The following is a 13,530-nucleotide window of genomic DNA, read 5'->3' as shown; positions in this document are numbered from 1 at the left end:
TAATATGCAAACTTCTATTTCTTCATCACGTACTTCTGTCAGTGAGCTGACAAAAATAGCGCTTGTCGCTGCCCTCTACGTAGCGGTTACACTCATCTTATCGGTTATAAGCTTTGGAGCTGTACAGTTACGTCTTTCAGAAATGTTCAATTATTTAGCACTCTATCATAAACGCTATGTCATTGCTGTCACATTGGGAGTTGTACTCGCTAACTTTATGTCGCCTACATGGATACTAGATGTACCAATTGGTGGTATTTCTACATTTTTAGTACTTCTTATTTGTCGTGCTAGTACTAAAAATATACAGAACATGAAAATTAGGATGGTTATTACAGCACTTATTGTGACAGCTTCTATGTTTACAGTAGCTGGACAGTTAACAATCATGCTTGATTTACCGTTTTGGCCAACGTATTTAACTGTAGCTATCGGTGAATTATTCTCCATGACTGTAGGTGGCGTAACGATTTATCTGTTAAATAAAAAGTTGAATTTTGCTAAATAAGTTCCAAGTGCCTCATGAATTTTTGAGGCACTTTTTTATTGCAGAAAAAAACGCCTGAAAATTTCAGACGTTACACATATAAATATATCGCAGCAAACATTGCTGCACTACCACCTATAACAAAGACGTGCCAAATTGCGTGATTGTAAGGGATTTTTTTATTTTTATAAAAGAATGTGCCTGCAGTATATAAAATACCACCTGTTAATAATATTAAAAATCCTTCGCTTGAAAAATGCTGAATTACCGGTTCATAAGCAAAGACTACGAGCCAACCCATGCCAATATAGACGAGTAGGGATAATTTTTTAAAACGGTATACGAAAAATTGTTTTAGAACAATACCAATTAGTGCGAGTGACCATTCAATCACAAAAATTGTCCAACCGAGTTTGCCTCCAATTGCTACAAGCGCTACAGGCGTGTATGTACCTGCTATAAGTAAAAAAATCGAGCTATGATCAAGTTTTTTGAAAAAACTTTTATGCGTAGGCACAGAATGATATAACGTAGATGCCGTAAATAAACAGAACATCGATATACCGAAAATTAAATAACTAATGAGCTGTGTTTTGGAACCTGTTTCGAGCGCCTTTTGCACTAATAAATAGGTCGCGGGAATTGTTAAAAACGCACCAATTCCATGTGTTAATGCATTCCAAAATTCCTCTTTCATACTATAATCGCTTTGTTTAATAACGGACTGTGTCATGCACGCCACCTCTTTCTTACAAAAATTATCGCATATAAGCCGTAATTGACTATAAGAAAATGTAACATGATCCATATGATATTTATCATATGGATCATAATTATCTAAATGTTAGTAAGTTTATTTTTATTAATGAATATCACGTTTTTGGAAATTTCCTCCCTTGACTTCTACTACTTCATAAACAATAACAAAAGCAGCAGGGTCAATTTCTCGAATAATTTCTTTTAGCTTACTGTCTTCTAAACGATTGATGACACAAGTAATTTCTTTGAATTCTTGATTAGAATAAGCACCGTAAGCTGTTTTAAACGTAGCAGATCGGCCTAAGCGGTCTCGAATTGTTTCTACCATTTCATCTGGTTTACTTGTAATAATGTTAAACGTTTTTGAACCGCTTAGCCCTTCTTCTACAATATGGACCACTTTCGAAGCGATAAAGTAAGCTATAGCAGATAATATTGCACCTTGAAATCCGAAGACAGTTGAAACTATTATAAAAACAAATAGATTTAAAAATAGTATTAAATCACTTGTACCAAACGGTAATTTTCTGGAAAGCAGTACAGCTAACATATCAATGCCATCTAACGCACCACCATTTCTCAAAGCAATCCCCATACCAAAACCGATGATAATACCACCGACTACAGTTACTAATAATGTATCACCATGAATAATAGTCGGTACATGATGCATTAATGCAGTACCTATTGAAAGTGAGACAATACCAATTACGGAAAAGATAGCAAAACTTTTCCCTATTTGTTTATACCCTAAATAGATAAATGGAATATTTAGGATGGCGATTAGAAGCCCTAAAGGTAATCCAAATAGCTTGGAACCAACAATACTAAGACCTGTTACGCCCCCATCTGATACATTGTTAGGGATTAAAACAGCTTCTAGCCCGTATGCAGCTATGAACCCACCAATGATAATCATTAAAACTCTAAAACTTTTGTTTACTCCTTTATTATTACTGGCCATAAAAAAATATTATCCCTCCTGGTTTCTCAAACATCCATTATAATAATATACTAAAAACAATAATAATAAAAAAAGTACGACCGGAAAATTTAATTTTTTCACTAGGTGGTTCGGAAAGATGGGTTGTACTTTTTCTCATGAAATGCATTTCATTTGGTGATAAGATATATTTTCTTAACGCTTTTTTATAGGTATAGACTTTATATATAGGTTATTAATTTCCCTTTTTTGTAGAAACTTACTATATCGCAAAAGTTGTGATTGACGTAAATCAAGTCGAATTAGTGAGTTCCTTAATAGTGTCGATGTACTTTTTCAGTGCTCAGCAAAAGGGAAATTTGAAATATGGAGAAATTCAATATAGAAATGTCATTTAGCGCGCTCTGTACTATTGCTAATAAAATGAGTGTAAAAATTATCTGAAAAATGGGATAATTAATATCGGGGATACGAAGTTGTATGCCATTTAGTAGAAAAATAGAGAGGTGTTAATAATGAAAATTGGGTTAAGCACGTATAGTTTAATAAAAAAAATGCGCCAAGGCGAAATGAATGTATTGGATGTATTACAGTGGGTAGCCGATAATGGTGGGGAGCATGTTGAGCTTGTTCCTTATGAATTTACAGTTGTAGATAATTATGAGCTAGCGACACAAATAAAAGAAAAGGCAGCTGAATTACAGTTAGAATTATCTGCGTATTCGATGCCAGCTAATTTTATTCAGGAAAGTGAAGAAGCATTTTTAGAAGAAATTGATCGAGTAAAAAAACATGTGGATGTTGTGCACCATATGGGCATTAAAATTTTACGACATGATGTAACTTTGTTTACGGTTCCTAAAGAATATACGACGATTCATTATTATGTTGAGCATTTTGAGAAAATGGTAAGAGGTTGTCAAATAATAGCGGACTATGCAAAACAATTTGGCATTACAACTACAATTGAAAATCACGGGTTCAATGTACAAACTAGCGACCGTGTACAGCAGTTAATCCATGGGGTTAATCGGGATAATTTTAAAACAACATTAGATATTGGTAATTTCTTATGTATTGATGAACCACCGCTAGTGGGAGTGAAGAAAAATATTCCGTATGCAGCGACAGTTCATTTTAAAGATTTTTATATTCGTCCATATTATGAAAATCCTGGTGGTGGGGAATGGTTTAGAACAGTGCACGACAATTATATTCGCGGAGCAATTGTTGGTCATGGAGATATAAATATCAGAGAAATTATTAAAATTGTAAAAAGCTCAGGATATGATGGATATTTAACTGTAGAATTTGAAGGGATGGAAGATTGTACAGTAGGTTCTAAAATAGGAATGGATAACTTGCGCCGTCTATGGGAAGAGTGCAAATTGTAGAGAGTACGATCTGTACATGATCGACTTTATATTGTCATCTACTTTTTATGAAAATTATGTAAGAACACAGAGGCTATTTAATATTTCAACAGTATGCATAAAGCAAAAATAATCTTCGCGAAATCATTATAAATTTGTATTGGTTTCGTTGCAAAACTGTAAAATCGATCATTGGAAACAATTAAAATCGTATATTCGAAATAAGCCAATAGAATCAGGTGGAAGTTTAAATAGCATTTTTTTTTGATAATCTCCTGTTTTTCATACTTCTCTCACATTTAAACACTATACTATGAAGGAGTTATGAAAATTTGGAGGAAATAAAATATGAAAAAAATATTGCCACTTTTAACTGCTTGCTTTTTATTATTTATACAGACTGCATCAGCACATACAATGAATGAAGGCAGGATTTATGAAGATATTGATCCATCGGCTACAAATGCACAGCACATATTATTAGTAAATAGTTTAGGATTAGTAGGCTACAATGGAAAAGATATGATTTTAGGACAAGACGAAAATCTATCACGTATGGAGTTTGCAGCATGGATTGGTGGTTTTTTTGGACTTGAGGGTACAACATTTGAAGAACTAGCAAATGCAAGCTTACATGAGGAATATATTAAGTCACTTGAAGGAGACGTGACTTATCAAGATATAAATATTGCTTTATTCCATAATTCAGTAACGCTCGAAAATCCAGAAGATAATATAACAAAAGCAGACTATGTAGAGTATATATACAATCACTTGAACACAGATATGGGTGACCATACGCTGTTGCAAATGGGTGGTTTTGCTGAAGGGCCAACTGGTGTTATTGAAGACGTCAAAGTAGATGAACATGAAACAGCAATAGTTATCGGTGGAACTGCATATCCGCTATCAGGGCATCCGCGTGTGTCTGCAAAAACGATAAATGCTGAAGATTGGATAGGAAAAACGGTTGAACTTTCATATTTTGTAACAGGCGCGGCTAGCCATAGCCACAGCAATGAACATAATGAAGAAGTGAGCTCGGCGGGGCCAACATTACAATATGTCCAGCTTCAAAAGGAAGAAAATGTTGACGTAGCTACGGAAAATGATAAAGAGACACAAGTTAATTTGGCTGGTGAAGAAGTAACCGAAAAAGCTGATAAAGATGGTAATAACTATATTATTCCAATTGTTGTGGTAATTATCATTGCTTTAGTAGGCATTGTACTTTGGAAAAGAAAATCGAATAAATAATCGCTAAAGGTATTTCACATTTTTGTGAAGTACCTTTTAGCTTTAATATAGGATAATCGAAGTACTATTTAAAAGTGTACAATTTAAGTTGAAACCTTCTAGCATTCTATTCGTATAATAAGTATTACGAAAAAGAAGGAGTTTTCTTCGTTGAAAAACAAAAATTTATCAAAAGTTTTAAAGCATTTTATGTTTATGTGGATTTTAACTGCAGTCGGTTTATTTGTCGGGACAATGTTACCACCAGCAATAACAATGCCTATTTCAATAATTACGCTAATTTTACTCATAATCGTAATTTTTGTACGAAATGTACGGTTAGCCAATTCAATCATGTATGTAATTCCATTTTTGCTAGGAATTACGCTGTTTTGGACTACCCAGTTTTACATTAATGAACTAGGTAGTGCCCTTGTTTTTAGTGTCTTTATTGGGACGATTATAATTTTCATTGTGTTAGCTTTTGTCGGTATGATGATGAAAGACATCTCGGGCATAGGTAGCTATTTATTTGCTGCACTTATTGTCGCTATTGTGTTCTCAGTTATTTTTATGTTTATACCTGTAGGGAATACAATCGCACTTGTTTTAGCAGGAGTAATGATTTTGCTGTTTACGATTTATACGGTATACGACTTTAACTTAATACGACACAATTATGTCGGGGATGATGAAGTTGTAGGAATGGCACTTAATTTATATTTAGACTTTATTAATTTATTTACAAATATTTTAGAAGTCATTTGGCGATTGAAGGACGAATAATCGATAAACCTATTCCTTTTTTATATAAAACACCTAAGTTGCGAACTAACCTATTTTGTCATATCGTTATATGAGAATGATATAGGGAAGCGGTGAAGGGTAATGGTGTTTTCGTTTTTTAAAAAGGGTGCACGGGAAAAACAGGTGCTTGTTAATCAAGTTGACATTTGTATTTCCAACATAGCACAGCACGGTGATGATTTATATGATGCGTTTGAAAATAGAGATGACGTACAGTTAAATGAATTTGGTTGCACATCGAATTGTGAAGTTTGTGATTGTCACGCAATTGCAGTAGTAAATGGGGATATTGTGAAAGCGGACGATCAGCAGCAGTTAATAGAGCTAATTAATGAATCACTTGTATAGTATTAGAAGCCTCGCAGTTTGGTAGCGAGGCTTTTTTAATACGGTTCTATAATATTTGTTGGGGTGTTCGCACAATTTCGCACACAAAAAAAAGCACAAGCTCACTCTTTTTTATATACTTGAATTGTCTAGAAACAAGAGATAAAAAGGGAGTTGTGCTATATGAATATTAATATGAATATCCCGGGATAAAATATTATTGAATTATGTAAATAAAAATGGAGGAGTGCATCTTGGTTAGATAGATTACGTTGATTGGAGCGAAGGGCAGCCGACTTCTGCGGGAACAGCAATGTTTTCTGCGGCGAAAGCAAAGTGACAGTCGCACGTGCGGAAAATCCATTTTTTCGGGTTAATCCCGAAAAAATTAGTTGGAGCTGTGCCCGCGAAAAGCGCGCTGCCCGGAGCGGAAATCAACTTCTTTAGCAAGAATAATAAATGATTCTGCAATCCAAAGCGCATACACGTCTTCAAAAAGCTACCTATAACAAACTGTAAAATAGTATTAATTGTTGAAAAGAGCAAAATTATTTTATTAAAGCTATTGACTTACTTTTCGTAACTTGATATTATTATCTCGAAGTTGAGATAATTAAATTCGAAATATAATCAATTGCTCATGCAACAGAGCATTTTATTTTTAAATATATATCTCGAATTCAAGATAAATGATTTATATTGTATAAATCGAAAGCAGGTTCAATATGAGTTTTCTAAAAAATTTATTTGGAACAAAAAAAGAGGAGGAACAACAAATGGCACAATTAAAAATCGGTATAGTATTAGGTTCGACACGTGAAGGACGTGTTAGCCCGCAAGTAGGCGCTTGGGTAAAAGCAATAGCAGATAAACGAGGGGATGCACAATACGAAATTATCGATATTGCAGACTTTAAATTACCTTTACTAGGCGAAGCGGGTGATGCTTCTGGCGCGGCTGCTTGGTCAGAAAAAATCGCTTCTTGTGACGGTTTCGTATTTATCGTTCAAGAATACAACCATTCAATTACTGGTGCATTAAAAAATGCATTAGATTATTTACGAGTAGAATGGAATAACAAAGCAGCTGGAATCGTTTCATACGGTTCAGTAGGCGGTGCACGTGCAGCTGAGCATTTACGTGGTATTCTAGGTGAATTACTTGTAGCAGATGTTCGTGTTCACCCAGCATTATCATTATTCACTGATTTTGAAAACGGTACAGAATTCAAACCGAAAGAAGTACAAGATGAATCAGTTAATCAAATGTTAGATCAATTAATTCCTTGGTCAAAAGCATTATTTACAATTCGTTAATGATTATTGAGCTATCTCATATGGCAAACTTATTCAAATAAAAATAAGCGACTTGTTTATACTAAAAAGGATGTCCTAATTTACGATTAGGATGTCCTTTTTTATGTTTAAGAAAGATTTCTTATCTTTTAGTACAGCCATATATTGTTAAATAAGGTGTGTAAAATAATCATTTGTTGTTAAAAAATAACATTGACAAAATGTCTTTTTTTACATAATATTTGTGTTAACTTATTTATTTTTTAGGTTAACTATATTAGGTAGAGGTGTTATTGTGGCTGAATTAACTAGAAGTTATTCAAAATGGAAAACGATTGACTTAGTATATTGTGGTTTATTTGCAACACTGATGATGATAGGAGCTAATATTACAACAATTGCTCCATTTTTAGTCGTTGGTGGTGTGCCGATAACATTACAAACATTTTTTGCCGTTCTCGCTGGGCTAGTATTAGGTAGTAGGAACGGTGCTATCGCTTGTACAGTTTATATGCTTGTTGGTTTAGCTGGTGCGCCTGTCTTTTCAAAGTTTATGGGGGGATTGTCGTATATTTTAATTCCAACATTCGGATTTGTTATTTCTTTCATTTTAGCGGCTTATGTTGCCGGTAAGATTGTTGAGCGCTATAAAACAGCTAAGTCATATATTGGTGCAGCTCTTGTAGCGGCAGCTATTAACTATATAATTGGTACAAACTGGATGTATTTTGCCTATATGTTCTGGGCAGGTGCTCCTGAAGGATTTTCTTATAAAATAGCATGGGCATGGATGATTCCACCGATGCCAAAAGACATAATCCTAGCAATCTTTGCTGGTATTTTTGCATATCGTCTACAAAAAATGCTGAAAATTATTCCAGTTAAATAACCGTTAAGATTAATATTTTGTATATTAAGAAGCGTATTCGAGTTTCATTTCGAATACGCTTTTCTGTGAGTAACGAATAATTCAGAAGTACGGGTAAATTTACTTAATTATTATTCTCCCACTCTTCTCTTAACATGCCCATTCGAATAGAGTCATAATATTGGCCATTGTAATAACGTGCTTTACGAATTCTAGCTTCCATTTGCATCCCTAACTTTTCACCTACACGAATCATTCGTTCATTTCCTGACCATGTACTAAATCCAACACGAACTAAAGGTAATGTAGCAAATAAGTGGTCAATCCATAGTTTCAAAGCACGAGTACCTAAACCTTTTCCCCATGTATTTGTTTCATGGAAAACAATACCGAGTTCCAGCCACTGTGAAGGCTCATGTTCCCAATAGTATGAAATAATCCCGCGTACAACTTCATCTACTTCAATTGCCCAAAAATTTTCTTTATTTATCCATTTTTTTGCGGATGGCAAGAACTCTTCGAAATGCATCGACTGATGAGGATAATATGGTGCATCCCATTTTTTCCATTCAGGTTGTTCGTCTTTATAAATAAGCTCCCACAAACGTAATAAATCATTCTCATTTATTGGCCGAATTTTCAGCTCTTGATCTGAATACATAAAATTCCTCTTTTCAAATAATTTTATACTTATGGATTGAAAAGAGAGGATAAACTCTAGTTTTCAATCACTTTATATACTTGTTTCATTTTCATCATTCCTTTCGTAGCTAATAATCTCATTATAACAGAATATTCCTTTTATATGGATTATTCTTATATAAGGATTTTAGGGAATTTATTACTCAAACATTTTCATAGTGGAATTGTGAAGTTTGTTTCATTTGTTGGGAACAAATCACTAGCAATTTCAATCATACGAATAATAATTCCTTCTGAATGAAATGTAATCGCCAATGTAATTATCCGTAGTAGATAAGTTTTGAATTAGCACATTTACAAAATCACTAAACAAAAAAGCCTATTTAACTAACATGCAAAATCAAAAATGGTTGACAATGATAACAAAACTATGTTAAATTTATCTCGAATTAAAGATAAATGAATTCGTAATAAAAAAGGGCGGTGTTTATGGAATTAGTTGATGAAAAGCTAAGGGCGATTACTGTCATACTTCGTGCCGCGCGTTCTATTGAAGATGTCGTTAGGAAGGATGTCACTTGCTATGGACTGAATACGACAGAATTCGCTGTACTCGAGGCACTCTATCATAAAGGTGATTTGCCCATACAAATTATTAGTAAAAAAATTCTAATTGCTAGCAGTAGTATTACGTATGTTGTTGATAAATTGGAACAAAAAAACTTAGTTCGTCGTAGTGGGTGTGCAAATGATCGTCGTATCACTTACGCGAGCTTGACTGAGCAAGGACACACATTAATGGATGATATTTTTCCGAAACATAAAGCAAAAATGGCACAACTATTCAATGATATGGAAGAACAATCCTTACATGACATGAATGAAGCATTAAAACAAATCGGTATAAAATCACAATCTTTATAAATTTTTTTACATTAATATCTCGAAATCGAGAGAAATGAGGAGGAGTTCAATAATGAACCACTTAAAAGGAGTACACCACGTTACAGCTATTACTAGTAGTGCAGAGGAGAACTATAAATTTTTCACATATGTATTAGGGATGCGTTTAGTAAAAAAGACAGTAAATCAAGATGATATTCAAACATATCACTTATTCTTTGCTGATGATAAAGGGACTGCTGGAACAGATATGACGTTCTTTGATTTCCCTAATATTCCAAAAGGAGTACACGGTACAAATGAAATTTCAAAAACATCCTTCCGTGTACCTTCAGATGCTGCATTAGATTACTGGGTGAAACGTTTTGACCGTTTAAAAGTAGCGCATTCAGGTATCGCTTCACAATTCGGTAAAAAAACATTATCATTTGTCGATTTCGATGATCAACAATATCAATTAATCTCAGATGAGAAAAATACGGGGGTTGCTTCTGGTACACCTTGGGAAAAGGGGCCAATTCCACTAGAATACGCAATTACAGGGCTAGGACCAGTATTTGTACGTATTAGCAGCTTAGATTATTTCAAACAAGTGCTTGAAAAAGTAATGTTATTTACAGAAATTGCACAAGAAGGGCAATATCATTTATTTGAAGTTGGTGATGGTGGAAATGGTGCGCAAGTGATTGTTGAGCACAATACAGTGCTTCCAAATGCTCGTCAAGGATTTGGAACAGTACATCACGCTGCCTTCCGTGTAACTGATCGTGCTATGTTAGATGAATGGCAAGACCGTTTTGAAAATTTCGGTTTCCAAACTTCCGGCCACGTCGATCGATATTTCTTTGAATCACTTTATACACGCGTAGCACCACAAATTCTATTCGAGCTTGCAACAGATGGTCCTGGCTTTATGGGTGACGAACCTTACGAAACAATGGGGGAAAAATTATCATTACCTCCATTCTTTGAAGCTAAACGTGCTCAAATTGAACAATTAGTAAGACCGATTGATACAGTGCGCAGTACAATGCAATTCGATAAAGAATATGAATGAAGAATGAGGGATTGTTCGTGGATTTTTTAAAATTAATTGAAAAAAGGCGTTCAGCAAATAATTTTATAAAGGATGTAAAAATTACTGAGTCAGATTTAAAATCGATTTTTGATGATGTGAAATTTGCGCCTTCAGCATTCAATCTCCAGCATGCGCATTATTATAATGTTATTAATGAAGAAAAGAAGGAACAAATTCGTGAAGCCGCATTTGGGCAGTATAAAATCCATTCAGCTTCAGCGGTAATTATTGTTACTGGCGACCGTTATGCGTATCGTCAGACAGAATGCTTAAATAAAGGTATGCACGATTTAGGAATTATTACTGAAATAGAGCTGCAAAATATAGTGACAGAGAATACCGATTTTTATGTAAGTCGCGGTGAGGAATTTATGAAAGAAGAAGCGATTCGTAATGGTTCGCTTTCTGGCATGATGTTTATGCTTGCTGCCAAAAATAGAGGGTGGGACACTTGCCCGATGATTGGCTTTGACCAAGAAAAAGTTCGTGAAATATTAAATATTCCAACAGACCAAGAAATTGTGATGATGATTACAATTGGTAAAGAAAAAGAAAGTAGTAGTCGTTTACGTGGTTACCGTAAGCCAGTCGATGAATTTGTAACAGTGATTAACTAAAATAGAGGATGTTTCGAGTAGGTTCGAAACATCCTCTTTAATATTTAACGCACATTAGAGTAGCAGTGATCTTCTGAAATATGGAAGATTCATACTATAGAGTTTGTGCGAGTTCTTCGATATCCTCGGCGATTTTTGCTAAATGCTGAATAGCCTGTGAAATTTCTATAATTGATGATGATTGACTTGTTGAAATGGTCAAAGTTTCATCAATCGTTTGAGTTACTTCGCCTACTTTGTCTTTCATTGAGTTGAGAAGCTGACGAATTTCGTTAACAGAGTCTGCACTTTGATCAGCAAGTTTCGTAATTTCTTTTGCTACGACACTGAAACCTTTACCATGCTCACCAGAACGAGCTGCCTCGATGCCCGCATTAAAGCCTAAAATACGGGTGTTTTTTGCAACACTATTAATCATTTCTAATATTTTTGCAGAGCTCTCAACTTGGGTTGTTAAGTTTTGTTGTGCTAACAACACTTGCTCCATAAAATTATTCAAATTTGTCGCAGATACAGCAAGTTGCTCAGTTGATGCACCAATTTCTTGAGAAGAAGCAGCAAACTGTTCGGCAGCTTGATGCAAATTCGTTTGTTTACTAGTATTTGTACTTATACATATAGAGCCAATTACTTCATTTTGCTCATCAAAAATAGGTGCTGCAATAACTTTAGTTGCTATTCCATACAGTTCTTCTGGGATAATTATAGTTTCAGTTTGTTTCGATCTAATCGCTTTATATTGTGGGTCATAAGGCTGAAGCTGATAGCCAATTCCTACCTCGAAATTACTGAAATCTTTAGAAGTAGAAATATAAAGCGCTTGTTCTTTATCGGAAATTGCTAAAAGAACATCATCTGAAAAAAGTGCTTTAATAGTTGGTGCCATTTGAATCATCGTTTTTAATACGTCATGTTGTAAGTTTGTTTTATCCAAAGTTTACCACTCCTTATACCTTTATTATAATAAAGATTGGAGTGCAGTAGTGTGAAAAATTATGGAATTTTATATCATTTTAGAATTATTTGTTATTAGCCCATAATATTATAGCCAGAGTCTACATAAATCGTTTCTCCAGTGACACCACGTGATAGGTGACTTAACATAACAATCGTCATATCTGCTACTTCTTCTTGGTTCGTATTACGCTTTAATGGTGCTTGCTCTTCGATTTTGTGTAAAATTTGATTAAAGCTTGGTACACCTTTTGCTGCTAATGTACGGATAGCGCCAGCTGAAATGGCATTCACACGAATATTATCAGCGCCTAAATCAGCAGCTAAATAGCGCATTGATGCTTCAAGTGCAGCCTTTGCAACGCCCATCACATTGTATCCATCTAGTACACGTTCCGCACCTAAATAACTCATAGTTACAATAGAAGCACCATCTGCTAAATAAGGTTTTGCAGCTTTACTTACGGCGATTAATGAATAAGCGCTCGTATCTTGCGCGAATGCATAGCCATCACGCGTCGTTTCTACAAAGCGATTTTTCAAATCTTCTGCATTTGCAAACGCTACTGAGTGAACGATACCATGTATTTCCCCAAATTCTGCCCCGATTTGTTCAAATGCTTTTGTAATGCTTTCATCGCTATTTACATCACATTCAACAATTGCTGTGCGATATTCAGTATATTCGCTTAGCACCTTTTCAATTTTTCCTTTTGAACGCTCTTTTCGATAAGTGAAAATAACGTTTGCACCAACTTCGAATAGTTTTTTCGCGATACCCCAAGCGATACTGCGCTCATTAGCAACGCCCATCACGACGATATTTTTATTTTTTAGTTGTAATAAATCCATGTCATGCACCCCTTAAATATAATTATAGCTATTATTAGTACCAACTACTAATAATAACTATAACATTACGAAAAACTGGGCGCAACAAATTTTAAACATAAAAAAACGATGAACCAATCGCTCATCGCTTTATTAATTATTCAAATTTTAATGAGTCGCCGTCGAAAGTTTCGTCTGCAACTTTAATAGAGTCTGTTGGGCAGCCTTCGAATGCATCTTGCATATCTTCTAGTAGATCCTCTGGCACTTCAGTAGTCCCCATGTTATCATCTAAAATAACGAAAGCAATTCCTTCATCGTCATAATCATAAATGTCCGGTGCAGCAGCTCCACAAGCGCCGCAAGCGATACATGTATCTTTATCAACAATCGTATATTTTGGCATTGTT

The 13,530-nt window shown here is 34.7% G+C and carries 16 protein-coding genes; 10 read left to right on the top strand and 6 right to left on the bottom strand.

Annotation, left to right across the window (positions count from 1 at the left end; translation table 11 throughout):
• Nucleotides 1–4: 4 nt before the first annotated feature.
• Entirely contained in the window at nt 5–508 is a 504-nt protein-coding gene (locus AAFN87_RS07165) for a QueT transporter family protein (protein WP_347790356.1), read from the top strand.
• Nucleotides 509–578: 70 nt separating this feature from the next.
• Here AAFN87_RS07165 and trhA read toward each other — a convergent pair whose 3' ends face one another.
• Both trhA and AAFN87_RS07155 read right to left on the bottom strand, forming a co-directional pair.
• Nucleotides 579–1,220, bottom strand: coding sequence for a PAQR family membrane homeostasis protein TrhA (trhA, locus tag AAFN87_RS07160; protein WP_347790355.1), 642 nt, complete (start codon nt 1,218–1,220; stop codon nt 579–581).
• A gap of 129 nt (nt 1,221–1,349) precedes the next feature.
• Nucleotides 1,350–2,210, bottom strand: a complete 861-nt coding sequence (locus tag AAFN87_RS07155; RefSeq protein WP_347790354.1) for a YitT family protein — start codon at nt 2,208–2,210, stop codon at nt 1,350–1,352.
• 494 nt (nt 2,211–2,704) lie between these two features.
• Between AAFN87_RS07155 and AAFN87_RS07150 the strand changes: the two genes are divergently transcribed.
• The 6 genes from AAFN87_RS07150 (at nt 2,705) to AAFN87_RS07125 (ending at nt 8,116) form a co-directional block, all read left to right on the top strand.
• Nucleotides 2,705–3,583 (top strand): sugar phosphate isomerase/epimerase family protein, encoded by an 879-nt coding sequence (locus AAFN87_RS07150; RefSeq protein WP_347790353.1) that lies wholly within the window; start codon nt 2,705–2,707, stop codon nt 3,581–3,583.
• A 327-nt stretch (nt 3,584–3,910) separates the two neighbouring features.
• Nucleotides 3,911–4,819: a hypothetical protein gene (locus tag AAFN87_RS07145; protein WP_347790352.1), complete on the top strand. Its 909-nt coding sequence runs from the start codon at nt 3,911–3,913 to the stop codon at nt 4,817–4,819.
• A gap of 150 nt (nt 4,820–4,969) precedes the next feature.
• The gene (locus AAFN87_RS07140) at nt 4,970–5,584 is read left to right on the top strand and encodes a Bax inhibitor-1/YccA family protein (RefSeq protein ID WP_347790351.1); all 615 of its coding nucleotides are present in this window, start codon (nt 4,970–4,972) and stop codon (nt 5,582–5,584) included.
• Nucleotides 5,585–5,686: 102 nt separating this feature from the next.
• Nucleotides 5,687–5,953, top strand: a complete 267-nt coding sequence (locus AAFN87_RS07135; protein WP_347790350.1) for a DUF1450 domain-containing protein — start codon at nt 5,687–5,689, stop codon at nt 5,951–5,953.
• Between the two features lie 704 nt (nt 5,954–6,657).
• Nucleotides 6,658–7,248, top strand: coding sequence for an NADPH-dependent FMN reductase (locus tag AAFN87_RS07130; protein WP_347790349.1), 591 nt, complete (start codon nt 6,658–6,660; stop codon nt 7,246–7,248).
• A gap of 274 nt (nt 7,249–7,522) precedes the next feature.
• Nucleotides 7,523–8,116, top strand: a complete 594-nt coding sequence (locus tag AAFN87_RS07125) for a biotin transporter BioY (protein WP_347790348.1) — start codon at nt 7,523–7,525, stop codon at nt 8,114–8,116.
• Nucleotides 8,117–8,219: 103 nt separating this feature from the next.
• On the opposite strand, the gene AAFN87_RS07120 is transcribed toward AAFN87_RS07125, so the two are convergent.
• Nucleotides 8,220–8,756 (bottom strand): GNAT family N-acetyltransferase, encoded by a 537-nt coding sequence (locus tag AAFN87_RS07120; RefSeq protein ID WP_347790347.1) that lies wholly within the window; start codon nt 8,754–8,756, stop codon nt 8,220–8,222.
• A 470-nt stretch (nt 8,757–9,226) separates the two neighbouring features.
• Between AAFN87_RS07120 and AAFN87_RS07115 the strand changes: the two genes are divergently transcribed.
• Genes AAFN87_RS07115 through AAFN87_RS07105 form a run of 3 tightly spaced genes read left to right on the top strand, consistent with a single transcriptional unit; the run spans nt 9,227 to nt 11,335 of the window.
• Entirely contained in the window at nt 9,227–9,661 is a 435-nt protein-coding gene (locus tag AAFN87_RS07115; RefSeq protein WP_347790346.1) for a MarR family winged helix-turn-helix transcriptional regulator, read from the top strand.
• Nucleotides 9,662–9,713: 52 nt separating this feature from the next.
• A complete protein-coding gene (locus AAFN87_RS07110; protein ID WP_347790345.1) occupies nt 9,714–10,697 on the top strand; it encodes a ring-cleaving dioxygenase in 984 nt (327 codons plus the stop codon).
• 17 nt (nt 10,698–10,714) lie between these two features.
• Complete coding sequence (locus AAFN87_RS07105) at nt 10,715–11,335, top strand: nitroreductase family protein (protein WP_347790344.1); 621 nt, start codon at nt 10,715–10,717, stop codon at nt 11,333–11,335.
• 94 nt (nt 11,336–11,429) lie between these two features.
• Here the strand turns inward: AAFN87_RS07105 and AAFN87_RS07100 are convergent, their stop codons facing one another.
• The 3 genes from AAFN87_RS07100 to AAFN87_RS07090 form a co-directional block, all read right to left on the bottom strand.
• The gene (locus tag AAFN87_RS07100) at nt 11,430–12,269 is read right to left on the bottom strand and encodes a methyl-accepting chemotaxis protein (RefSeq protein ID WP_347790343.1); all 840 of its coding nucleotides are present in this window, start codon (nt 12,267–12,269) and stop codon (nt 11,430–11,432) included.
• Nucleotides 12,270–12,364: 95 nt separating this feature from the next.
• On the bottom strand, nt 12,365–13,141 hold the full coding sequence (locus AAFN87_RS07095) for an enoyl-ACP reductase FabI (protein WP_347790342.1): 777 nt from the start codon (nt 13,139–13,141) through the stop codon (nt 12,365–12,367).
• Between the two features lie 136 nt (nt 13,142–13,277).
• Nucleotides 13,278–13,526 carry a ferredoxin gene (locus tag AAFN87_RS07090; RefSeq protein ID WP_099423028.1) on the bottom strand — a complete coding sequence of 83 codons (249 nt, stop codon included), beginning with the start codon at nt 13,524–13,526 and terminating at the stop codon, nt 13,278–13,280.
• Nucleotides 13,527–13,530: the final 4 nt, after the last annotated feature.

This window comes from Solibacillus sp. CAU 1738, from assembly GCF_039888725.1.
GTDB lineage: Bacteria > Bacillota > Bacilli > Bacillales_A > Planococcaceae > Metasolibacillus.
The sequence above is the reverse complement of the archived record's forward strand: the minus strand, read 5'-3'. Positions and strand labels throughout refer to the sequence as shown.

Coding starts and splice junctions, on each gene's coding strand:
- AAFN87_RS07165 (WP_347790356.1), top strand. CDS start 5: ATGCAAACTTCTATTTCTTCATCACGTACTTCTGTCAGTGAGCTGACA.
- trhA (WP_347790355.1), bottom strand. CDS start 1,220: ATGACACAGTCCGTTATTAAACAAAGCGATTATAGTATGAAAGAGGAA.
- AAFN87_RS07155 (WP_347790354.1), bottom strand. CDS start 2,210: ATGGCCAGTAATAATAAAGGAGTAAACAAAAGTTTTAGAGTTTTAATG.
- AAFN87_RS07150 (WP_347790353.1), top strand. CDS start 2,705: ATGAAAATTGGGTTAAGCACGTATAGTTTAATAAAAAAAATGCGCCAA.
- AAFN87_RS07145 (WP_347790352.1), top strand. CDS start 3,911: ATGAAAAAAATATTGCCACTTTTAACTGCTTGCTTTTTATTATTTATA.
- AAFN87_RS07135 (WP_347790350.1), top strand. CDS start 5,687: ATGGTGTTTTCGTTTTTTAAAAAGGGTGCACGGGAAAAACAGGTGCTT.
- AAFN87_RS07130 (WP_347790349.1), top strand. CDS start 6,658: ATGAGTTTTCTAAAAAATTTATTTGGAACAAAAAAAGAGGAGGAACAA.
- AAFN87_RS07120 (WP_347790347.1), bottom strand. CDS start 8,756: ATGTATTCAGATCAAGAGCTGAAAATTCGGCCAATAAATGAGAATGAT.
- AAFN87_RS07115 (WP_347790346.1), top strand. CDS start 9,227: ATGGAATTAGTTGATGAAAAGCTAAGGGCGATTACTGTCATACTTCGT.
- AAFN87_RS07110 (WP_347790345.1), top strand. CDS start 9,714: ATGAACCACTTAAAAGGAGTACACCACGTTACAGCTATTACTAGTAGT.
- AAFN87_RS07095 (WP_347790342.1), bottom strand. CDS start 13,141: ATGGATTTATTACAACTAAAAAATAAAAATATCGTCGTGATGGGCGTT.
- AAFN87_RS07090 (WP_099423028.1), bottom strand. CDS start 13,526: ATGCCAAAATATACGATTGTTGATAAAGATACATGTATCGCTTGCGGC.